This is a genomic window from Pseudomonas rhizosphaerae (assembly GCF_000761155.1).
GTDB classification, from domain to species: Bacteria; Pseudomonadota; Gammaproteobacteria; order Pseudomonadales; family Pseudomonadaceae; genus Aquipseudomonas; species Aquipseudomonas rhizosphaerae.
Window position 1 is genome coordinate 3,558,226 of record NZ_CP009533.1, and the last position, 20,131, is coordinate 3,578,356.

Here is a 20,131-nt window from a genome sequence, read left to right on the forward strand (position 1 = left end):
AGATGAAGTGTCAAAGCTTTTCCAGGCAGCCGGCGAGGTTGTCGGCCAGGTTGTCGAGCAGGGTCTCATAACCGGTCGCTGTGGCCTCGTCGAAACCGCCCAGGGCGTCCAGTTCGGCCAGGGTCACTGGCAGGCCGGCGGTCAGGGTTTGCGCCAGTTTGGGGCGCATCGGCGGCTCGCTGAACACACACGTCTTGCCCACTTCCTGCAGCCGCTGGCGCATTGAGGCAACGTGCTGCGCGCCCGGTTGCACTTCGGCGGCGACGGCAAACACCCCTGTATGCTTCAGGCCGTAGGCCTCCTCGAAATAGTCGAAGGCTTCGTGGAAGACGAAATACGGCTTGCCCTTGATACCCGCGACCCGCGCTGTCAGGCGCATGTCCAGTGCCTGCAGGCGTTGGGTGAACGCCGTCAGGTTGGACTGGTAGCGGGGCGCATTGGCCGGATCGGCCGCGGACAGGTCGGCGGCCATGCGCGTGGCGATCACCCGGGCATTGACGGTGGAAAGCCACAGGTGGGCGTCCAGCGTGCCTGGTCGATGGTCGTGATCGTGGTCCGATGCTTCCTCGGCATGGGAATGACTGTCTTCGGCAAAGTGACGCAAGTGCAGCCCCGGCAGCTCCTGAATCGTCACCGTCGGCTTCTGGCGGGTCTGCAGCACACGTGGCAGAAAGCCTTCCATGTCCGGGCCGATCCAGTACAGCAGATCGGCATCGGCAACCCGGCGCACGTCCGATGGCCGCAGCGCGTAATGATGCGGTGAGGCGCCGGGCGGCAGCAGTACTTCAGGCTGGCCAACACCGTCCTGTACAGCGGCTGCGATCAATTGCACCGGTTTGATGCTGGTCAGTACACGCACCTGGGCCTGTGCCGGCAGGGCGGTCATGAACGCGGCGAGCAAACCGATGGAAAGAGCAAAAATACGAACCACAATGGACACTCTCGAGGGCAAGAACAGGTAACATAATAACGTCTCCATCAGAATTCGTCGCCGCTCATGTCTGAAACCCCGCTGGCCAGCCGTCCTCACGACCACTCGCATTGCGTGCATACCGCGCTGAGCGAGGCCGATGCCATTTGCCTCAAACAGGGCCTGCGCCTGACCGCCCTGCGCCGTCGTGTGCTGGAGCTGGTCTGGCAAAGCCACAAGCCGCTGGGCGCCTACGACATCCTTGCCGTGCTCAGCGAACAGGATGGCCGTCGCGCGGCACCGCCCACGGTCTATCGCGCCCTGGACTTCCTGCTCGACAACAACCTGGTACACCGCATTGCCTCGCTCAACGCGTTCATCGGCTGCAACCATCCCGAGCACGCACACCAGGGCCAGTTTCTGATCTGTCGCACCTGCCATGTCGCCGTGGAGCTGGAGCACAAGACCATCAGCGACGCCATCGTCCAGAGTGCGCAGGGCGTCGGCTTTGCGGTCGAGGGGCAGACCGTGGAAGTGGTCGGGCTGTGCGCGGCCTGCCGGGGGGCGTGATGAGCGAAGCCTTGATTCGCCTGGACCAGGTCACGGTCGAGTTCGCCGGCCAACGGGTGCTCGACGACATCCACCTGTGCGTGCAGCCTGGCGAAATCGTCACCTTGATCGGCCCCAACGGCGCCGGCAAGACCACCCTGGTGCGCGCCGTGCTCGGCTTGCTCAAGCCCGATTCGGGCAGCGTCTGGCGCAAGCCTCGGCTGCGTATCGGCTACATGCCGCAGAAGCTGCACGTGGACCCGACCCTGCCGCTGTCGGTGCTGCGCTTCCTGCGCCTGGTGCCGGGCGTGGACCGCGCGCGGGCGCAGGCGGCACTGGCAGAGGTGGGCGCCGCGCAGACCCTCGACAGCCCGATCCAGACGGTGTCCGGCGGTGAAATGCAGCGCGTGCTGCTGGCCCGAGCGCTGTTGCGCGAGCCCGAACTGCTGGTGCTCGACGAGCCGGTGCAAGGCGTCGATGTGGCCGGCCAGGCCGAACTGTATGCATTGATCACACGCCTGCGCGAACGCCATGGCTGCGGCGTGCTGATGGTGTCCCACGACCTGCATCTGGTCATGAGCACCACCGACCAGGTGGTCTGTCTCAACCGCCATGTCTGCTGCTCCGGTCATCCCGAGCAGGTCAGCGGCGATCCGGCCTTCGTCGAGCTGTTTGGCAGCCACGCGCCCAGCCTGGCGATCTACCACCATCATCACGACCACGCCCATGACCTGCATGGCAGCGTAGTCAGTGACACTCACGTACACGGAGACAGCTGCAAGCATGGCTGATTTTTTACTGTATGCCTTGCTGGCAGGCCTTTCCCTGGCAGTGGTAGCGGGACCGCTGGGTTCGTTCGTGGTTTGGCGCCGCATGGCCTATTTCGGCGACACCTTGTCCCATGCGGCCTTGCTGGGCGTAGCCCTGGGTTTCGTTCTGGATGTAAGCCCGGCGCTGGCAGTCACGGTGGGCTGCCTGCTGCTGGCGATCCTGCTGGTGACGCTGCAGCAACGCCAGCCACTGGCCTCGGACACCCTGCTGGGGATCCTGGCGCCGAGCACGCTGTCGCTGGGCCTGGTGGTGCTGAGCTTCATGCGCGACGTGCGCATCGACCTGATGGGTTATCTGTTCGGCGACCTGTTGGCGATCAGCCCGACCGATCTGTATTGGATCATCGGTGGCAGCGTGGCCGTACTGGCACTGTTGATCGCCCTGTGGCGGCCGTTGCTGGCGATCACCGTCCATGAAGAGCTGGCACGCATCGAAGGCTTGCCCGTGGCCGGCCTGCGCATGGCCTTGATGCTGCTGATCGCCGTGGTGATCGCAGTGGCGATGAAAATCGTCGGGGTCTTGCTGATCACCTCGCTGTTGATCATTCCGGCGGCAGCCGCCCAACGCCATGCACGCTCGCCCGAGCAGATGGCAGTGGGCGCCAGCGTGCTGGGGGTGATCGCGGTGTGTGCCGGGTTGGCGCTCTCATGGTTCAAGGACACTCCGGCCGGGCCATCGATCGTGGTGAGTGCGGCGGTGTTGTTTCTGCTGAGTTTTGCGTTGCCCAAGCGGTAGGGATTTGTCAGCAAGGATTTTTTCAAAGGCGAGGGCTTGCCGCCGCTCCGATACTACCTGGAAGAGGCGGATCAGCGATTTTCAGCGTTCATATTTTCGCCGACACCCCCCACGGTGTAGACTTGGCCGTTTTTTGGGCAAATAGAGAGTCGCAGCAATGAAGCCGTTCGCCTCCCGTTATCTGCTAGTTGCCACACTTTCCCTGCTGTTGACCGCTTGCCAGACATCGTCGCGCGACCCTGCCGCTGACGCAGGTCCGGATGCGTGGCAGCAGCTGGAAATCAACATCGCCAGCAGCGAGCTGGCCACGGCTGAAGATCAGCTGGTCAAGCTACAGGCCCAGGCTCCGCAGGATCCGCGCGTCAACGAGGCGCAGCGGCAGTTGGCCGAAGCCTACTTGCAGCGCAGCCAGGTGATGCTGCAGAAGGGTGACGTCAATGCGGCGGCCACCGCGCTGGGCCGTGCTCGCGTGTTGATGCCCCAGGCACCGGCCCTCATCGGTGGGGTCAATGGCGCGATCGCCCAGGCGCGCAAGGCCGAGCTGGAAAAAGCCGAAGCGGCCCTGAAAGCGGCCGAAGCTCGGCCCAAGGCCTTGGTGCTGGATCCGAACGCCAGTGTTTCAGCGGTACCGTTGAAGATGCGCAGCGCGCCTCAATTGCGCGCACAGATGCGCGACATCGCGACCGACGTCGTTCATTACCAATGCGATGTGATCATTCAGGTGGCCCAACCAGGCGAGTATCGCCGGCTGGAAGCGCTGCTCAAGCAGCGCGTCAGCGAACAGTTGCCAGAAATGCAACTGAAGGTCGGTCGCCGTGTGGTTCACGGACAACCGACCCAGGTAGTGCTTATACCGCGCCGTTAAGCCGGAATCGCCTTGGCGGCCGGCTCACGGTCCCAGACACGGTGCTTGGCGATGGCAGCGATGAACGCCTTGATGGTGCTGTCATCGTCGCCCACCAGCAGACCGGCATCTTCCTTCAGGCGCAGCGCTTCGAGCAGCGCCTTGCCATCCTTGCTGATACCGATCGCCTTGAGGTGCTTGTAGGCCTCAAGCAGATAGTGCAAGGCCACGCCATCGGCGCTCAGCGCCTTGATCGAATCGGCGCCACCTGGCACCCATACTGCATCGAAGGCCACCGAAGGCAAGCCTTCCTGGGAAGCGTCGACAGCCAGAGTCTGACCGTCGGCCGTCTTCACCGGGGCGCTGGTAGGGCCCAACACCTTAGCATGAGCGCCTTCGGCCTTGAGGGCCTTCTGCAGCGCCGCGACCGCTTTGCCATCCACACCGTTGGCAACCAGGATCGCCACCTTGCGGCTCTTGATATCACCCGACAGCAGGTTCATCTGGCTCAGCGCAGGCGATTCCTTCAGCGAAGAAGGCTTGACCGACACGGTGCCCTTGGTGGGCGCCGGCAGACCCAGGTTGGCGGCAACGCGCGACGCCAGTTCCAGATCGATGTTCGCCAGGATCTCGTTGACCTGACGGGCACGAATGTATTCGCGCTCGACCTTGCCCAACTCGAAGCTATAGGCCGCGATGATGTGCTCTTTCTCGGCATGGCTCATGCTGTTGAAGAACAGCGTGGCTTGCGAGAAATGGTCGGAGAACGATTCGCTGCGCTCGCGGACCTTGTGCGCGTCGACACGCTCCGGATAGGTTTCGAAGCCGCCATCGATCGGTGCCGATGGGGTTTCTTTCGGCCAGCCGCCGTCGATCGAATTCGGCTCGTAGGAAGCACGGCCTTTGTCGATGCGGGTGCGATGCTGGGCGTCACGCTGACCGTTGTGGTTCGGCGCGATCGGACGGTTGATCGGGATCTCGTGGAAGTTCGGCCCACCGAGACGGCTGATCTGGGTATCGGTGTAGGAGAACAGACGGCCTTGCAGCAGCGGGTCGTTGCTGAAGTCGATACCTGGAACGATGTGGCCAGGGCAGAAGGCGACCTGCTCGGTCTCGGCAAAGTAGTTGTCCGGGTTGCGGTCCAGGACCATGCGGCCCAGCGGAGTGACCGGAACCAGCTCTTCGGGAATGATCTTGGTCGGGTCGAGCAGGTCGAATTCGAACTTGTGCTCGTCTTCTTCCGGCACGATCTGCACACCCAGTTCCCATTCCGGGTAGTCACCCATCTCGATGGATTCCCACAGGTCGCGGCGGTGGAAGTCGGTGTCCTTGCCGGCCAGTTTCTGCGCTTCGTCCCACACCAGCGAGCAGGTGCCGAACTTGGGCTTCCAGTGGAACTTGACGAACGTGCCCTTGCCTTCGCCGTTGACGAAGCGGAAGGTGTGGATGCCGAAGCCCTGCATGGTGCGCAGGCTTTTCGGGATCGCACGGTCGGACATGGTCCACAGCACCATGTGCGCCGATTCCGGCACCAGCGAGACGAAGTCCCAGAAGGTGTCGTGGGCGGAGCCGCCGGTAGGGATCTCGTTGTGCGGCTCAGGCTTCACCGCGTGGACGAAGTCGGGGAACTTGATCGCGTCCTGGATGAAGAAGATCGGCATGTTGTTGCCGACCAGGTCGAAGTTGCCTTCGTCGGTGTAGAGCTTGACGGCAAAACCACGCACGTCGCGCACGGTGTCGCCCGAACCACGTGGGCCTTGCACGGTAGAGAAACGCACGAAGACCGGAGTCTTCTTCGACGGGTCGCGCAGGAAGCCGGCCTTGGTCAGGGCCGAATGGTCTTCGTAGGTCTCGAAGAAACCGTGGGCCGCGGTACCACGGGCGTGGACGATACGCTCCGGGATGCGCTCGTGGTCGAAGTGCGTGATCTTCTCACGCATGATGAAGTCTTCGAGCAGCGACGGGCCGCGCGGGCCAGCCTTCAAGGTGTTCTGGTTGTCGCTGATTTTCACGCCATGGTTGGTGCGCAGCGCTTGTCCGGTGCCATCGGCACGGAACTGCTCGAGCGATTCGAGCTTGGCGTTGGTGTTCTGACGATCCAGGGTGTCGGTGCCAGCCGCTTCGCTCTTGCCGGCAGGGGGGGTCTTGTTGCTCATCGGGCCTTAACTCCTTGGTTCACGGCAGTCCGTGGACGGACTTTGATAAGTACCCTCACCTGATCACGGCAGGCATGGGTCAGGAATACTCAGCAAGAGACCGGACAGATCACGTGGGCGTTCCTTTTTTTTCACGAACGGTAGGGGTGTCGACCTTTAGTCGCGTTATTGCCAAATCGCAGGTTGCGACGAAAATAAATGCTAAATACGGCTGGACGCCTGGGCTAAAATGCGCGCCCGGCTATCAGCTGCTCCCCTATTCATGCGCCCCACAAGGTTCGCTACGTGATCGAGTTCCAAGATGTCCACAAGACCTACCGCGTGGCCGGTAGGGAGATCCCCGCGCTGCATCCCACCCGGCTCATCGTGCCGGCAGGCCAGGTGTTCGGCCTGATCGGCCACTCCGGCGCAGGCAAAAGCACGCTGCTGCGCCTGATCAATCGCCTGGAAAACCCCAGCGGTGGCACGATCATCGTCGACGGTGAAGACGTCACCGCGTTCGACGCCGACGCCCTGCGCGGCTTCCGCCAACAGGTCGGCATGATCTTCCAGCATTTCAACCTGCTGGCCTCCAAGACCGTTGCCGACAACGTGGCGATGCCGCTGAACCTGGCCGGTCGCCTGTCGCGCAAGGAAATCGACCAGCGCGTGGCCCAACTGCTCGAGCGCGTCGGTCTGTCCGACCATGCGCGCAAGTACCCGGCGCAGCTGTCGGGCGGGCAGAAGCAGCGCGTGGGCATTGCCCGTGCGCTGTCGACCAACCCGAAGATCCTGCTCTGCGACGAGGCCACCAGCGCCCTGGATCCGCAGACCACCGCTTCGGTGCTGCAACTGCTGGCCGAGATCAACCGCGAACTGCAACTGACCATCGTGCTCATTACCCATGAAATGGACGTGATCCGCCGGGTCTGCGATCAGGTGGCGGTGATGGACGCCGGACGCATCGTCGAACAAGGTCCTGTGGCCGACGTATTCCTGCACCCACAGCATCCGACCACGCGCCGCTTCGTCCAGGAAGACGAGCAGGTCGACGAGAACGAGCAGCGCAGCGACTTCGCCCACGTGGCGGGCCGCATCGTGCGCCTTACCTTCCAGGGAGAGCCCACCTACGCGCCGCTGTTGGGTACCGTGGCGCGCGAGACCGGCGTCGACTACAGCATCCTGGCCGGTCGCATCGACCGCATCAAGGACACCCCCTATGGCCAGTTGACCCTGGCTATCACCGGCGGCGACATGGAAGCGGCATTCGCCCGCTTCACTGCCGCGGACGTTCACATGGAGGTGCTGCGCTGATGGACCTGATCAACTTCTTCGCCAGCGTCGACTGGAGCGAAATCTGGCAGGCAACCCTCGATACGCTGGTGATGCTCGGCACTTCGCTGCTGTTCACCATCCTCCTGGGCCTGCCACTGGGCGTCGTGCTGTTCCTCACCAGCCCGCGGCAGATGTTTGAGAAACCCCGGCTGTATGCGGTGCTGTCATTCGTCGTCAACGTGGTGCGCTCGCTGCCGTTCATCATCCTGATCATCCTGCTCATTCCCACCACGGTAGTACTGGTGGGCACTTCGCTGGGGGTGGCCGGGGCGATTCCGCCGCTGGTCATCGGTACCGTGCCGTTCTTCGCACGCCTGGTGGAAACCGCACTGCGTGAGGTCGATCGCGGCATCATCGAAGCGACCCAGGCCATGGGCGCCTCGACGCGGCAGATCATCACCCGGGCGCTGGTGCCCGAGGCCATGCCGGGCATCATCGCCGCCGTCACCGTGACGACCATCACGCTGGTGTCGTATACCGCCATGGCCGGCGTGGTGGGGGCTGGAGGGCTGGGTGACCTGGCGATTCGCTACGGCTACCAACGCTTCCAGGACAACGTGATGTACGTCACGGTGATCATCCTGATTCTGATGGTCCAACTGCTGCAGATGCTGGGCGACCGCCTGGTCGTGCACTTTTCGCGCAAATAATTGATGGTCTGGCCCACGGGCCGAAAAGGAAATCGAAAATGAAAAAACTACTGGCCGCCATGGCCGCCGTCGCTGCACTGTCCGCCCAGGCCAACGAAAGCCTGAACGTGGCGGCCACTGCCGTACCGCACGCCGAGATTCTCGAATTCGTGAAGCCGCAGTTGGCCGAGCAGGGCGTGGACCTCAACGTCAAGATCTTCACCGACTACATCCAGCCCAACGCTCAAGTGGCGCAGAAGGCCATGGATGCGAATTTCTTCCAGCATCAGCCTTACTTGGATGAGTTCAACAAGGGCCGCGGCACCGACCTGGTCGCGGTCACTGGCGTTCACCTGGAGCCACTGGGTGCCTACTCGAGCAAGATCAAGTCGCTTGACGAGCTTGGCAACGGCGCCAACGTAGTGGTGCCCAACGACGCCACCAACGGCGGTCGTGCCCTGTTGCTGCTGCAGAAATACGGCCTGATTCGCCTCAAGGACCAGAGCAACATCCTGGCCACCACCAAGGACATCGTCGAGAACCCCAAGGGCTTGAAGATCCGTGAGTTGGAAGCGGCGACCATCCCGCGCGTACTGACCCAGGTCGACCTGGCGCTGATCAACACCAACTACGCGCTGGAAGCCAAGCTGGATCCGTCCAAGGATGCGCTGTTCATCGAAGGCAACGACTCGCCCTATGTGAACATTCTGGTAGCCCGCCCGGACAACAAGGACTCACCGGCCATGCAGAAACTGGCCGCCGCGCTGCACAGCCCCGAGCTCAAGCAATTCATCACCGAGAAATACAAGGGCGCGGTGCTGCCGGCTTTCTAAGCCAGTGACACGTCGAGTGTAAGCTCGACCCTCATCTGTTAATCGCCCGCGACCAGCCCTGGAAGCTGGGCGATCATCTTCGCATTGTCGATCGGCCCGCGAATGAACCCCCTTTGTCGCCCATCCGGACCGATCAATGCCAGGTTGGCACTGTGCTCCACCAAGTAATTAGGCTTGCGCGTGTCGGCGGGGATGAACGGAATGCTGATGGCGCTGGCCAGCGTCTGCAGGGTTTCAACCGGTGCGACCCACCCTTCGAAGCCTGCCTTGAAATAACCCAGGTACTGCTTGAGCCGCTCGGGCGTGTCGCGGTGCGGGTCGACACTGATCAGCACCACCTGCAGGCGCTCGCGCGTGACGTTGGGCAGCTGTTGCTGCACGTCGCGCAGGTTGGCCAGGGTGGTCGGGCAGATGTCCGGGCAGAACGTGTAGCCGAAGAACAGCAGCGACCATTTGCCTTGCAATTGATCCATGTGGACCACTGCCCCGTTCTGGTCGGTCATCTGCAGCGCAGGCATCGCCCGGCTTTGAGCCAACAGAATGATGCCCGCATCGACCAGCCCGGCGCGGTCGGGCTGCTTTTGTCCATCGAGCAGACGGTGCACGCTCAATCCGATCAGCAAGGCAAGGGCGCCGGCAACGGTGAAGACGATTTTCTGCGCTTTGGTCATGGGTCTAGGTCGATGCACGTAGGAAGGGGCGACGTTATCAGGCGAGTCGCCAGGACGGTAGTGATTCGCAGCGTTATGAAATGTGCCCTGACTATGACAAATGCGTCTTAGCCTTCCCGATGGGCCAGCTATCGTTCCCATTTCACCTGCGTTACACCCGCCTGGAGCGTTCATGAACACCGCCGCATTGCGCGAGCAGATCCAACGTGCCACCGACCACGAGGCTGTTACCGGCCACCTGCATCAACGACTGGAAAAACAGTTGCCCCAGCTGCACCCGGCCATCGACCTGGCCGACGGCGGCGGCGCCGCTTTGTGGCGCTTCGTCAGCGCCTACATCGATGAAGTCCCGCAGTTGCTGGATGCCGCCAGCGAAGTCGCAGGCAAGGCCGGGATCGAGTCGCAGATCAAGCCGGTGCTGAAGATCGCCGAAGACTACTTTCTGCGTCCGCCCGGGATTCTGGCCAGCCAGCAAGGCTTGGATGGCCTGCTCGACGAAGCCTACCTGGCGCATCGCCTGGTCGAAGAGGTCAACGACCTGTACATCCGCCACTTGGGCCAGCCGCTGATACCGCTGGACATGACCGTGGCCAACCTGATCGCCCACCAGTTGATCGGCGAAACCTTCGCCAACCAGCTGGATGAAGTGGTGCACCATTCGGTGGATCAGATGCTCTGCGACGAAAGCTTCGAGTTGCCCTCGGTGCAGGCCTATCGCGACAGACTGATCAGCCCCGAGACCGGGGAGGCGTGGAAACAGTGGCCGTGCATGTCACGACGCCTGGGCATTGGCCTGGACTTGAGCGCAGCCTCGGAGGCTGCCACAGGGCCTGGCGAGCACTAGTCGCCAAGCCCCGCGCTTGCCGATTGCCGGGCTAGCTGCCGAAACCTGCGCTGGTCCGCAGCCGACCTTCGATACGCCGCTTCAGACCTCGGCTTTCGATGATCATCCGCGAGCCCTTGCTCTGGTTCGCTCGTCCCCAGTCTTCCAGCAATTCCAGGCACGAATGGTCGATGTAATTCAGACCGGCGAGGGGCACATGCACGGTCGTGCCTTCTGGAATGCTGGCCAACGTCTTGGTCAGGGCCGGGACCTTGAGAAAGGTTGCCGAACCCACCATGCGCAGCTCTACCTCGCCCGGTGCCTGGTCGACCAGGGTGATCTTCAGACGTGCAGCCTTGAAGGCCAGCTTCAGCAGCGTCAGGGCGAAGCCCAGCAGCACACCGGTGAGCAGGTCGGTGAAGACGATCGCCAGGGCCGTGGCCGCGTAGGTGAACATCGGCATGCGACCGTAGCGACCCAATCCCTTGAACGCCTTGAAGTCGACCAGCTTGACGCCGGTGAAGACCAGCACGCCCGCCAGGCTGGCAACCGGGATGCTCTGCAACAAGCTGGACAGCAGGACGACGAAGCCGAGCAGCCAGACACCGTGCAGGATCGCCGACAGACGGGTCTGTGCGCCGGCCTGGACGTTGGCCGAGCTGCGTACGATCACGCCGGTCATGGGCAGGGCGCCGAGAATGCCGCAGAGCATGTTGCCAACGCCCTGGGCCGATAACTCGCGGTCGAAATCCGAACGCTGGCCGTTGTGCATGCGGTCGACTGCAGCCGCCGAGAGCAGGGTTTCGGCACTGGCGATGAAGGCCACGGCAATGGCGGCGATCAACAGGGTCGGATCGGCCAGGTTGAGCAGGTCGGCGGGGCGTAGCCAGTCGATGGCTTCGGCCAGGTTGGCCGGCACCTCGACGCGCTTGACCGGCATGGCGAAGAACAGGCTCAAGCCCGTCGCCAGGCCGACGCCCAGCAATGCGCCGGGTACGAAGCGCAGCTTTTGTGGGCGCAGCTTCTCCCAGGCGTACATGACGGCGATGGTCAGCAGGCCCAGCAGGCCGGCTTGCCAGCCCAACCCGCCGCCGATGCTGGGAATGGCCTGGCCAACGACCGCAGGGAATTCGATCAGGTTGCTCAGGCCCGAGGGCTGCGGCGCCTGGTCGAGCATGACATGGATCTGGGACAGCACGATCAGTACGCCGATGCCGGCCAGCATGCCGTAGACCACAGCCGGTGCCGTGACGCGGAACCAGCAGCCGAGCTTGAAACGCCCGGCCAACAGCTGCAGCAGACCGGCCAGCAGCAGGATCGGCCCAAGCATGGCCATGCCATGCTGTCTAACCAGCTCGAAGACCAGCACGGCCAACCCGGCGGCCGGGCCGCTGACCTGCAACGGCGAGCCGGCCAGAAAGCCGACCACGATACCGCCGATGATGCCGGTGATCAGGCCCTTGGAAGGCGGCATTCCCGAAGCGATGGCAATACCCATGCACAACGGCAGCGCGACCAGAAACACCACGACCGAGGCGAGCAACTCGCGCGGCAACACTGCTTTTATCTGTGCAATATTCACGTTCAATCTCCTGCAAGCATTCCAGCGCGCCGGGCCACACTTTTCGACAGGCAACAACATGCCCGCCCCATCCCATGTAGCCCAGCCAGTGCGGCTGGGTACAAGTGGATCAGGCAAGCAGTTGATAAGGGTGCTGTCGACAGGTTATGGCCGGACGGGCCCTGTCATACGGACGACACGGCGACCTAGAAACGGCCCTTGGGCGTGGCGCTAGGCGTGGTGGTCATTCTGTCGAGCGGACGGAAACAATCCTGCTCGGCGTCGTAGGCTTTGATCTCGCTGGTTTCGATGTTGTAGATCCAACCATGGATGAACAACTGGCCGCTGGCCATGCGCGAGGCCACCGACGGGTGAGTGCGCAGGTGCTGCAGCTGGGAGATAACGTTTTCTTCGGTCAGCACTTTCATGCTTTCCGCTTCGTTGGCGCAGTTGCAGTTGTCTTCGACCACGGTACGGGCCACTTCCGAATGGCGCAGCCAGGCCTTGACCGTCGGCATCTTTTCCAGCGAAGCGGGGTTGAGTACGGCGCGCATTGCGCCGCAGTCGGAGTGGCCGCAGACGATGACGTGTTGCACGCCCAGCGCCAGGATGGCGTATTCCAGGGCGGTGGAAACGCCGCCGTTCATCTGGCCATAAGGCGGCACGACGTTGCCGACGTTGCGGGTCACGAACAGGTCGCCGGGAGAGCTTTGGGTGATGAGTTCGGGGACGATGCGTGAGTCGGCGCAGGTGATGAACATGGCCCGCGGTGCCTGCGCGGTGGCAAGCTTTTTGAACAATTCTTGTTGCTGGGGGAAGACGTCATGATGGAAATGCAGGAAGCCGTCGACGATCTGCTTCAGGGAGGCTTCAGCCGTATCAGCGTGGCTCGGTGTAGGATCCTTGTCGCTCATGATTCATCCTCTTGCTGGATTTGAGATGGTTCCCAGTTTACCGGGTAAAAATTCCCACAGCTCATGGCTGGACGAGATGATTTACATAGGATTATGACTTGTGAGTCATTTGTCACTAACGTTACCGGTGAAAACTTAACTGAACCTGAATCGAGCGCTCTATTGCGCGGGGGTGGGGGTTTGCCAAGACGATGGGCGGCGTCCCTGTAGCAGCGGCGCGAGTCGCGTCCGGCTTCACCGTGTTCTCTCAGATGCACTGCATAAACCACCGACGCGGCTTGCGCCGCTGCTACAGGAATCGTGAAATTCATAACAACGGCGCAGGCCGCGTCATGGGCCACGCAATCTTTGTAGCAGCGGCGCGAGCCGCGTCATGGGCGATGCGGTGAAGCAGGCGGATCAGCGCACCAGGCAGGGACGCTTGTTATCGAATTTCCAGTCTGAAATCAGGTATTGCATGGCAATACCGTCGTCCCGCGCGCCCAGGCCCTTGGTCTTGTACAGCTCGTGGGCCTTGGCCACTTCGTCCATGTCGATGTCCACACCCAGGCCCGGCTTGGCGGGCACTTTGACGAAACCGTCGACGATCTGCAAAGGCTCCTTGGTCAGGCGCTGTCCATCCTGCCAGATCCAATGCGTGTCGATCGCGGTGATCTCGCCCGGTGCCGCAGCGGCCACCTGGGTGAACATCGCCAGCGAAATATCGAAATGGTTGTTGGAGTGCGAGCCCCAGGTCAGCCCCCAATCGTTGCACATCTGCGCCACCCGCACCGAGCCCTGCATGGTCCAGAAATGCGGGTCGGCCAGTGGGATGTCCACCGACTGCAATTGAATCGCGTGACCCATTTCGCGCCAGTCGGTGGCGATCATGTTGGTGGCAGTAGGCAGGCCCGTGGCGCGGCGGAACTCGGCCATGACTTCACGCCCCGAATAGCCGTTCTCGGCGCCACAAGGGTCTTCGGCATACGCCAACACATGATGCTGATCGCGGCACAGGCCGATCGCCTCCTTCAACGACCAGGCCCCGTTGGGGTCCAGGGTGATGCGCGCGTCGGGAAAACGCTCGGCCAGCGCGGTCACCGCCTCGATCTCCTCGGCGCCGCGCAGCACGCCGCCCTTGAGCTTGAAGTCGTTGAAGCCGTACTTGGCCTTGGCCGCTTCGGCCAGGCGCACCACCGCCTCTGGGGTCATCGCCTTTTCGTGACGCAGGCGGCTCCAGTCGTCAGAGGCGTCCGGCTCGCTGCGGTAGGCAAGGTCGGTCTGGCTGCGATCACCCACGTAGAACAGGTAGCCGAGCATCTTCACCGCATCGCGTTGCTGGCCCTCGCCCAGCAGCGCCGCCACCGGCACTTCGAGAAACTGCCCGAGCAGGTCGAGCAGGGCGGCCTCCATGGCCGTCACGGCGTGGATGGTGATGCGCAGGTCGAACGTCTGCAGACCGCGACCGGCGCTGTCGCGAGCCGCGAAGGTGGTGCGCATGCGGTTGAGGATCTGTTGGTACTGGCCAATGGGCTGGCCCACCACCAGGCTGCGGGCATCTTCCAGGGTTTCGCGAATGCGCTCGCCCCCGGGCACCTCGCCGACCCCGGTGTTGCCGGCGCTGTCCTTGAGAATCACGATGTTGCGGGTGAAGAACGGGCCATGGGCACCGCTGAGATTGAGCAGCATGCTGTCGTGCCCGGCAACCGGAATGACTTGCAGGCTGGTGACGATGGGGGCGTTGTGCGTGGTCATGTGGTTTTCCTTGTCATTGAATCCACGCCAGGCGCCGCAGGGGCCTGGCGAAAACGGTACAGGGGATCGCGCTCGTCAGAGCGGTCGCGCCTGCACGGGTTCGGCAATGCCGCTGGCGGGTTTGCCAGGCTTGGGCTGCGTACGGGCGAAGAACACCACGATCGCGGCGAGCACCGAGGTGCCGGCCAGGCCGTACAGTCCGCCCTGGATCGAGCCAGTGCTCTGCTCCAGGAAACCGAAGGTGGCCGGCGCAACGAAGCCACCGAGGTTGCCCACCGAGTTCACCAGTGCGATTACCGCCGCCGCAATGCGGGCATCCAGGTAAGCCTGGGGAATGGGCCAGAACAGCGAGGACGCCGACTTGAAGCCGATCGCGGCGAAACACACGGCCACGAAGGCGAACACCGGTCCGCCCGTGGTGGACAGGAACATACCGGCGGCGGCGATCAGCAAGGCCGTGGCGACCCACGCCTGCTGGAACTTGAACTTGCCCGACAGCGCCGCGAATGCATACATGGCAATGATCGAGATCAGCCAAGGGATTGAATTCAGGAAACCCACCTGCAGGTCGTCCAGGCCGCCCATTTTCTTGATGATGCTGGGCAGCCAGAAGGTCGCGGCGTAGATGGTCAGCTGGATGCAGAAGTAGATCAGGCAGAACAACAGGATCTGGCGATCCTTGAGCAGCGTGCCCAGGGTCGGCTTGACGGTGTGCATGGCGTCGCGTTCGCGCTGTTCGCGGTCGATCTCGCCCACCAGTGCGTCTTTCTCTTCCAGGGTCAGCCACTTGGCATCGTGAACCTTGGAGTCCAGCCAGAACCAGACGAAGAAGCACAGCAGCACCGAAGCCATACCTTCGATCAGGAACATCCACTGCCAGCCGTGCATGCCCAAGCCTTCGATCTGCAACAGCGCACCGGCCAGGGGCCCGGAAATCAGGGAGGCCAGGGCCGAGCCACTGAGGAAGATGGCAATCGCCTTGCCGCGCTCGACGCCAGGCAACCAGCGCGTGAAGTAGTAGATCACGCCCGGGAAGAAACCGGCTTCGGCGATCCCCAGCAGGAAGCGCAGGATGTAGAAGTGGGTTTCGTTCTGGATGAACGCCATCATCGTGGCGACGATGCCCCAAGTGAACATGATCCGCGTCAGCCAGATACGTGCGCCGACTTTCTGCAACAGCATGTTGGACGGCACTTCGAACAGCGCATAGCCGATGAAGAACAAGCCGGCACCGAAGCCATAGGCAGCCGCACCGATACCCAGGTCATGCTCCAGGTGCGTGCGCACGAAGCCGATGTTGACCCGGTCAATGTAGTTGACGATGAACATGATGACGAACAGCGGGAGTACGTGACGCTTTACTTTCGAGATGGCGCGGGCCAGGACGGCATCGCCGGTTGCAACGTTTGAATTGCTCACAATTCAAATCTCCCACTGATTGTTTTTATGCGGGTAGTTTGTGTATCGATCGGCAGCTGACTGCTCGGCCGGAAGACATCATACAACTCGGCCGTGCTGAAACTCAACGCTTGTGATGCTTTTGCATGCACCATCCGTCGTTGTCATACATCTCCAGTGATGCAGGCCGTGTTGTTGCGTCAGCGCATCGCAATGGGCGCGTGCCCATCGCAGCGCCTGGAGGGTGCACGCAAGGTATGATCGGATTTTTCGTCAGGGGCTCATCGATGTCGAAGCGACCCAACAGCCTGGCCCATGGGCTGGTCGAGGCCTTGAGCCAGCAAATCCGTCTGGGCACTCTGGCGCCAGGCGTCAAGCTGCCTTCGGAAGGCGCAATCGTTGCCGAACACGGGGTTAGTCGAACTGTGGTGCGCGAAGCCTTGTCGCGGTTGCAGGCATCAGGTCTAGTGGAAACCCGGCATGGGGTGGGGACGTTCGTGCTGGAGCGCGAGCCGGCCCATGGTCTGCGCTTGAACGTCGACACCGCGCTCAGTGTGCGCGGCATCCTCGAGTTGCGCCTGGGATTGGAGACCCAGGCGGCCGCCCTGGCCGCCAAGCGCCGCAGCGAGTCTCAACTGCAACGCATGCGCAAGGCACTGGACGACTATCAACGCTCGCTGGCCAACAACGACAGCTGCGTGGAGGAAGACAAGCGCTTTCACCTGCTGATCGCCGAGGCGACCGGCAACACGTATTTCACCGACATCATGCAGCACCTGGGCGATGCGATGATTCCGCGTACCCGGCTCAATGCGCTGGAGAAGGGCGATGCTGATCTGTCCCAGCTGGGGCAGGTGGCGAACCTGGAGCATGAGGCGATCTACCAGGCGATTCGCAAGCAAGATGCCGATGCGGCGCGGGCGGCGATGTGGCTGCATCTGAGCAACAGCCGTGATCGTTTCAATGCGGATTGAGGGGGGCTTTTTTTACTGGAGGGTGTCAGTGAGGGCCTCTTCGCGGGCAGAGACCCGCTCCCACAAGGCCGGTTGAGAATTAACCCCACTGTGGGAGCGGGGCGGGCGGCGAGCCCTCTGCCCGCGAAAGGGCCAGCAGCCATGATCAATGGCTGGTGGACTGCCCCAAGTCATCGCCGGAGGTGTGTTTCATGTCGTCGCCGCGCATCTGCTTGACGTCGTCGGCCGACACCGTCGAACCCCGGTTGCCCCAGCTGGTGCGGATGAAGTTAACCACGTCGGCCACTTCCTGATCGGACAGGCGCCAGGCGAAGCCGGGCATGGTGAAGGTCGACGGCGCCGTGTGCGTGGCCGGCAACGTGCCACCTGCCAGCACGATGTGGATCAGCGAACTGGCATCCTCGGTCTGCAGCACCGGGTTGCCAGCCAAGGCCGGGAACACCCGGGTGTAGCCCTGGCCATCGGTGCGATGGCAAGCCGCGCAGTTGTCGATGTACACCCCGGCGCCGACCTTGCTGTCGTCTCCTTTCCACAATGCGTCGGACACACGTGCATCGTATTGATGGGGCTTGTCGGCACGGTCCACTGCCGGCAGCGTCTTCAGGTAGCGAGCGATGGCGGTCAGGTCTTCGTGGGTCATGTACTGCATGCTGTGCTCGACCACATCGCTCATGCCACCGAACACCGCGCTGCGATCGCTGCGGCCGGTCTTGAGAAATTGCACCAGTTGCTCTTCGCTCCAGCTGCCCAGGCCGTCCTTGTGATCGCCGCGCAGGCTCTTGGCGATCCAGCCTTCGAGCGGTGCGCTGCCCGCCAGGAAGTCGGCGTTGTCGGCGGCGCTCAGGGCCTTCTCCTGCATCGTGATCGCCCGCGGAGTATGGCAGGCGCCACAGTGCCCCAGCCCCTCGACCAGGTAGGCGCCGCGACTGATCACCGGATCGGAGCCCGGCGGCGCCTGATAGGCGCTGACCGGGGGTGCGAACAGCCCACGCCAGATCGCCAGCGGCCAGCGCATGCTCAGTGGCCAGGGAATGTCGGTGGGCTTGTTCGGTTCGGCCACCGGCGCCACGCCTTTCATGAAGTAGGCGTACAAGGCGCGCATGTCGGCGTCGCTGACCCGTGCATACGAGGGATAGGGCATGGCCGGATACAGGCTGCTGCCGCTCTTGCCGATGCCGTGGCGCACAGCCTTGTCGAAGTCTTCGAAACTGTAGTTGCCGATGCCGTCGCTGTGCGGCGTGATGTTGGTCGAGTAAACCGTGCCGATCGGCGTCTCCATACCCAACCCGCCGGCGAACGGCGCACCGCCCTTGGCGGTATGGCAGGCCACGCAGTCACCGGCGCGGGCCAGGTAACGGCCCTGCTCGATCAGGGCGTCGTCGGACTCCGCGGCCCTGGCCGGCAGACTGGTCAACAAACTGGCGAGCAGGGTCAGCGCAGCGATCTGGATAACGTTCATCTCTGCGCTCCTTATGCCTGCACCAGCGGGCCGGGGTTTTTCAGGTATTGCTCGCGAATGGCCCGTGCCGACCAGTAGGTCAGTGCCGCCACCAGGCCGGTGGGGTTGTAGCCCAGCCCTTGGGGAAAGGCCGAGGCGCCTGGAACGAAGACGTTGTGCACGTCCCAGCACTGCAGGTAGCGGTTGATCGCACTGGTCTTGGGATCGGTGCCCATGATCGCGCCACCGTTGAGGTGGGTGGTCTGGTAGGAAGCGGTATTGAAATGCTCGCCGACCTTCTTGCCCAGCAAGGCAATGGTCTTGGGGTTCATGGCCTGGGCGACCTTGCTCATTTTCTCGACCATGAAGCGGTTCATCTTGATGTCGTTTTCCTGCCAGTCGAAGGTCATACGCAGCAACGGCAGGCCATAGGCATCGCGGTACACCGGATCCAGGTCCAGGTAGTTGCCGCGATAGGATTGATGGGCGCCGTGGGCGTCCATCGACACCTGATGGGTGTAGTAGTCGGCAGTGGCCTTCTTCCAGGCGCTGCCCCAGGCTGGCGTTCCTGGCGGGTTGGCCGTGCCGGCAATGGGCCGGCTGCCGGCCTGGTTGACCCACATCGGCGAGCCGCCGACGAAACCATGGGGGCCGTGGTCGAAGTTGTCAGCATTGAAGTCGTCGAACGCCACACCGTTGCCACCGGCGCCGATGAAGTTGTTGGTGTGGGTGTCCTTGTCGAAGAAGGCCTTGATGGTGGCCATGTTCTGGTAGGCGAAGTTCTTGCCGACCACACCTTCGCCGGTCTTGGGATCGTAGGGCTGGCCGATGCCGGAAAGCAGCATCAGGCGCACGTTGTTGAACTGGAACGCACCGAGAATCACCAGGTCCGCCGGTTGCTCGACTTCACGCCCCTGGGCATCGACGTAGGTCACGCCGGTCGCCTTGCGCTTGGTGCTGTCCAGATTGACCCGCAGTACGTGGGCGTTGGTGCGCAGCTCGAAGGTTTCGACCTGGCGCAATGCCGGCAGGATGTTCACGTTCGGTGACGCCTTGGAATACATGTAGCAGACATAGCCGCTGCAGAAGCCGCAGAAGTTGCAGGGGCCCATCTGCGCGCCATAGGGGTTGGTGTACGGCCCCGAGGTATTGGCCGACGGCAGGTTGTACGGCTTGTAACCAACTTCGGCAGCCGCCTTCTGGAACAGCTGCGCCGAAACGGTGTTCTTCTGCGAAACCAGCGGGAACGGGTTGGAACGGTCCGGTGCATAGGGGTTGCCGCCCTTGCCCTCGCCGACGCGCACGCCGTTCACCGTCCAGGCCTGGCCCGAGGTGCCGAAGACTTTTTCGGCGAAATCGAAGAACGGCTCCAGCTCTTCATAGCTGACGCCGAAATCCTGGATGGTCATGTCCTTGGGAATGAACTGCTTGCCGTAGCGCTCCTCGTAGTGGCTGCGCATGCGCAGCTCCATGGGATCGACCCGAAAATGCACGCCCGACCAGTGCAGACCGGCGCCGCCGACACCTTTGCCCGGCAGAAACGCGCCCAGCTGGCGGTTGGGCAGCGCAACGTCGTTGACGCTGTGGCGGATGGTCACGGTTTCCTTGGAGATGTCCTGGAACAGCTTCTTGCGCACGCTGTAGGTCAACTCGTCGATCACCTGTGGATAACTGCCGTCTGGGTAGGTGTCCTGCATCGGGCCGCGCTCCAGCGCCACCACGTTGAGACCTGCCTCAGTGAGTTCCTTGGCCATGATCGCGCCCGTCCAGCCGAACCCGACGATGACCGCGTCGACTTTCTTCATTACCGTTGTCAT

Annotated in this window: 18 protein-coding genes; 9 read left to right on the forward strand and 9 right to left on the reverse strand. The window is 62.7% G+C overall.

The features are described 5' to 3' along the window. Positions 1–10 precede the first annotated feature (10 nt). Positions 11–886: a zinc ABC transporter substrate-binding protein gene (locus LT40_RS15710; protein ID WP_420329696.1), complete on the reverse strand. Its 876-nt coding sequence runs from the start codon at positions 884–886 to the stop codon at positions 11–13. A gap of 111 nt (positions 887–997) precedes the next feature. On the opposite strand from LT40_RS15710, the gene zur reads away from it, so the two are divergent. The 4 genes from zur (at position 998) to LT40_RS15730 (ending at position 3,890) form a co-directional block, all read left to right on the forward strand. Next, positions 998–1,480 carry a zinc uptake transcriptional repressor Zur gene (gene zur / locus LT40_RS15715; protein WP_043191925.1) on the forward strand — a complete coding sequence of 161 codons (483 nt, stop codon included), beginning with the start codon at positions 998–1,000 and terminating at the stop codon, positions 1,478–1,480. Further along, positions 1,480–2,250 (forward strand): zinc ABC transporter ATP-binding protein ZnuC, encoded by a 771-nt coding sequence (gene znuC / locus LT40_RS15720; protein WP_043193745.1) that lies wholly within the window; start codon positions 1,480–1,482, stop codon positions 2,248–2,250. Before zur ends, znuC begins: the two co-directional genes overlap by 1 nt. Further along, positions 2,243–3,025 (forward strand): zinc ABC transporter permease subunit ZnuB, encoded by a 783-nt coding sequence (gene znuB / locus LT40_RS15725; protein ID WP_043191926.1) that lies wholly within the window; start codon positions 2,243–2,245, stop codon positions 3,023–3,025. The genes znuC and znuB overlap by 8 nt, the downstream gene beginning before the upstream one ends. A gap of 157 nt (positions 3,026–3,182) precedes the next feature. Next, positions 3,183–3,890, forward strand: coding sequence for a PA5502 family lipoprotein (locus LT40_RS15730; protein WP_043191927.1), 708 nt, complete (start codon positions 3,183–3,185; stop codon positions 3,888–3,890). On the opposite strand, the gene katE is transcribed toward LT40_RS15730, so the two are convergent. Beyond that, positions 3,887–6,025 carry a catalase HPII gene (gene katE / locus LT40_RS15735; RefSeq protein WP_043191928.1) on the reverse strand — a complete coding sequence of 713 codons (2,139 nt, stop codon included), beginning with the start codon at positions 6,023–6,025 and terminating at the stop codon, positions 3,887–3,889. The two genes, LT40_RS15730 and katE, sit on opposite strands and share 4 nt — an antisense overlap. Before the next feature lie 285 nt (positions 6,026–6,310). On the opposite strand from katE, the gene LT40_RS15740 reads away from it, so the two are divergent. From LT40_RS15740 to LT40_RS15750, 3 genes are read left to right on the forward strand one after another with little or no spacing between them, the layout of a single operon-like run. Beyond that, a complete protein-coding gene (locus LT40_RS15740; RefSeq protein WP_043191929.1) occupies positions 6,311–7,318 on the forward strand; it encodes a methionine ABC transporter ATP-binding protein in 1,008 nt (335 codons plus the stop codon). After that, positions 7,318–7,989 carry a methionine ABC transporter permease gene (locus LT40_RS15745; RefSeq protein ID WP_043191930.1) on the forward strand — a complete coding sequence of 224 codons (672 nt, stop codon included), beginning with the start codon at positions 7,318–7,320 and terminating at the stop codon, positions 7,987–7,989. Before LT40_RS15740 ends, LT40_RS15745 begins: the two co-directional genes overlap by 1 nt. A 38-nt stretch (positions 7,990–8,027) precedes the next feature. Beyond that, a complete protein-coding gene (locus tag LT40_RS15750) occupies positions 8,028–8,801 on the forward strand; it encodes a MetQ/NlpA family ABC transporter substrate-binding protein (RefSeq protein ID WP_043191931.1) in 774 nt (257 codons plus the stop codon). A gap of 38 nt (positions 8,802–8,839) precedes the next feature. Here LT40_RS15750 and LT40_RS15755 read toward each other — a convergent pair whose 3' ends face one another. Continuing rightward, entirely contained in the window at positions 8,840–9,472 is a 633-nt protein-coding gene (locus LT40_RS15755; protein WP_043191932.1) for an SCO family protein, read from the reverse strand. A 172-nt stretch (positions 9,473–9,644) separates the two neighbouring features. Between LT40_RS15755 and LT40_RS15760 the strand changes: the two genes are divergently transcribed. Next, the gene (locus tag LT40_RS15760) at positions 9,645–10,316 is read left to right on the forward strand and encodes a hypothetical protein (RefSeq protein ID WP_043191933.1); all 672 of its coding nucleotides are present in this window, start codon (positions 9,645–9,647) and stop codon (positions 10,314–10,316) included. Between the two features lie 31 nt (positions 10,317–10,347). Here LT40_RS15760 and LT40_RS15765 read toward each other — a convergent pair whose 3' ends face one another. From LT40_RS15765 to LT40_RS15780, 4 genes are all read right to left on the reverse strand, one after another. Then, a complete protein-coding gene (locus LT40_RS15765; RefSeq protein ID WP_043191934.1) occupies positions 10,348–11,877 on the reverse strand; it encodes a SulP family inorganic anion transporter in 1,530 nt (509 codons plus the stop codon). 185 nt (positions 11,878–12,062) lie between these two features. Beyond that, on the reverse strand, positions 12,063–12,770 hold the full coding sequence (locus LT40_RS15770; RefSeq protein ID WP_043191935.1) for a carbonic anhydrase: 708 nt from the start codon (positions 12,768–12,770) through the stop codon (positions 12,063–12,065). Between the two features lie 399 nt (positions 12,771–13,169). Then, entirely contained in the window at positions 13,170–14,504 is a 1,335-nt protein-coding gene (gene gudD / locus LT40_RS15775) for a glucarate dehydratase (RefSeq protein WP_043191936.1), read from the reverse strand. 75 nt (positions 14,505–14,579) lie between these two features. After that, a complete protein-coding gene (locus tag LT40_RS15780; RefSeq protein ID WP_420329697.1) occupies positions 14,580–15,926 on the reverse strand; it encodes an MFS transporter in 1,347 nt (448 codons plus the stop codon). Positions 15,927–16,189: 263 nt separating this feature from the next. On the opposite strand from LT40_RS15780, the gene LT40_RS15785 reads away from it, so the two are divergent. Next, positions 16,190–16,876 carry a FadR/GntR family transcriptional regulator gene (locus tag LT40_RS15785; RefSeq protein WP_043191938.1) on the forward strand — a complete coding sequence of 229 codons (687 nt, stop codon included), beginning with the start codon at positions 16,190–16,192 and terminating at the stop codon, positions 16,874–16,876. Between the two features lie 145 nt (positions 16,877–17,021). Here the strand turns inward: LT40_RS15785 and LT40_RS15790 are convergent, their stop codons facing one another. Both LT40_RS15790 and LT40_RS15795 read right to left on the reverse strand, forming a co-directional pair. Further along, entirely contained in the window at positions 17,022–18,335 is a 1,314-nt protein-coding gene (locus LT40_RS15790) for a cytochrome c (RefSeq protein WP_043191939.1), read from the reverse strand. Positions 18,336–18,346: 11 nt separating this feature from the next. After that, the gene (locus LT40_RS15795; RefSeq protein WP_043191940.1) at positions 18,347–20,131 is read right to left on the reverse strand and encodes a GMC family oxidoreductase; all 1,785 of its coding nucleotides are present in this window, start codon (positions 20,129–20,131) and stop codon (positions 18,347–18,349) included.

Bases quoted from the DNA above. Each gene is read 5' to 3' on its own strand.
- LT40_RS15710 (WP_420329696.1), bottom strand. From the start codon at position 886: ATGACCGCCCTGCCGGCACAGGCCCAGGTGCGTGTACTGACCAGCATC.
- zur (WP_043191925.1), top strand. From the start codon at position 998: ATGTCTGAAACCCCGCTGGCCAGCCGTCCTCACGACCACTCGCATTGC.
- znuC (WP_043193745.1), top strand. From the start codon at position 1,480: ATGAGCGAAGCCTTGATTCGCCTGGACCAGGTCACGGTCGAGTTCGCC.
- znuB (WP_043191926.1), top strand. From the start codon at position 2,243: ATGGCTGATTTTTTACTGTATGCCTTGCTGGCAGGCCTTTCCCTGGCA.
- LT40_RS15730 (WP_043191927.1), top strand. From the start codon at position 3,183: ATGAAGCCGTTCGCCTCCCGTTATCTGCTAGTTGCCACACTTTCCCTG.
- katE (WP_043191928.1), bottom strand. From the start codon at position 6,025: ATGAGCAACAAGACCCCCCCTGCCGGCAAGAGCGAAGCGGCTGGCACC.
- LT40_RS15745 (WP_043191930.1), top strand. From the start codon at position 7,318: ATGGACCTGATCAACTTCTTCGCCAGCGTCGACTGGAGCGAAATCTGG.
- LT40_RS15750 (WP_043191931.1), top strand. From the start codon at position 8,028: ATGAAAAAACTACTGGCCGCCATGGCCGCCGTCGCTGCACTGTCCGCC.
- LT40_RS15755 (WP_043191932.1), bottom strand. From the start codon at position 9,472: ATGACCAAAGCGCAGAAAATCGTCTTCACCGTTGCCGGCGCCCTTGCC.
- LT40_RS15760 (WP_043191933.1), top strand. From the start codon at position 9,645: ATGAACACCGCCGCATTGCGCGAGCAGATCCAACGTGCCACCGACCAC.
- LT40_RS15770 (WP_043191935.1), bottom strand. From the start codon at position 12,770: ATGAGCGACAAGGATCCTACACCGAGCCACGCTGATACGGCTGAAGCC.
- gudD (WP_043191936.1), bottom strand. From the start codon at position 14,504: ATGACCACGCACAACGCCCCCATCGTCACCAGCCTGCAAGTCATTCCG.
- LT40_RS15785 (WP_043191938.1), top strand. From the start codon at position 16,190: ATGTCGAAGCGACCCAACAGCCTGGCCCATGGGCTGGTCGAGGCCTTG.
- LT40_RS15790 (WP_043191939.1), bottom strand. From the start codon at position 18,335: ATGAACGTTATCCAGATCGCTGCGCTGACCCTGCTCGCCAGTTTGTTG.
- LT40_RS15795 (WP_043191940.1), bottom strand. From the start codon at position 20,131: ATGACAACGGTAATGAAGAAAGTCGACGCGGTCATCGTCGGGTTCGGC.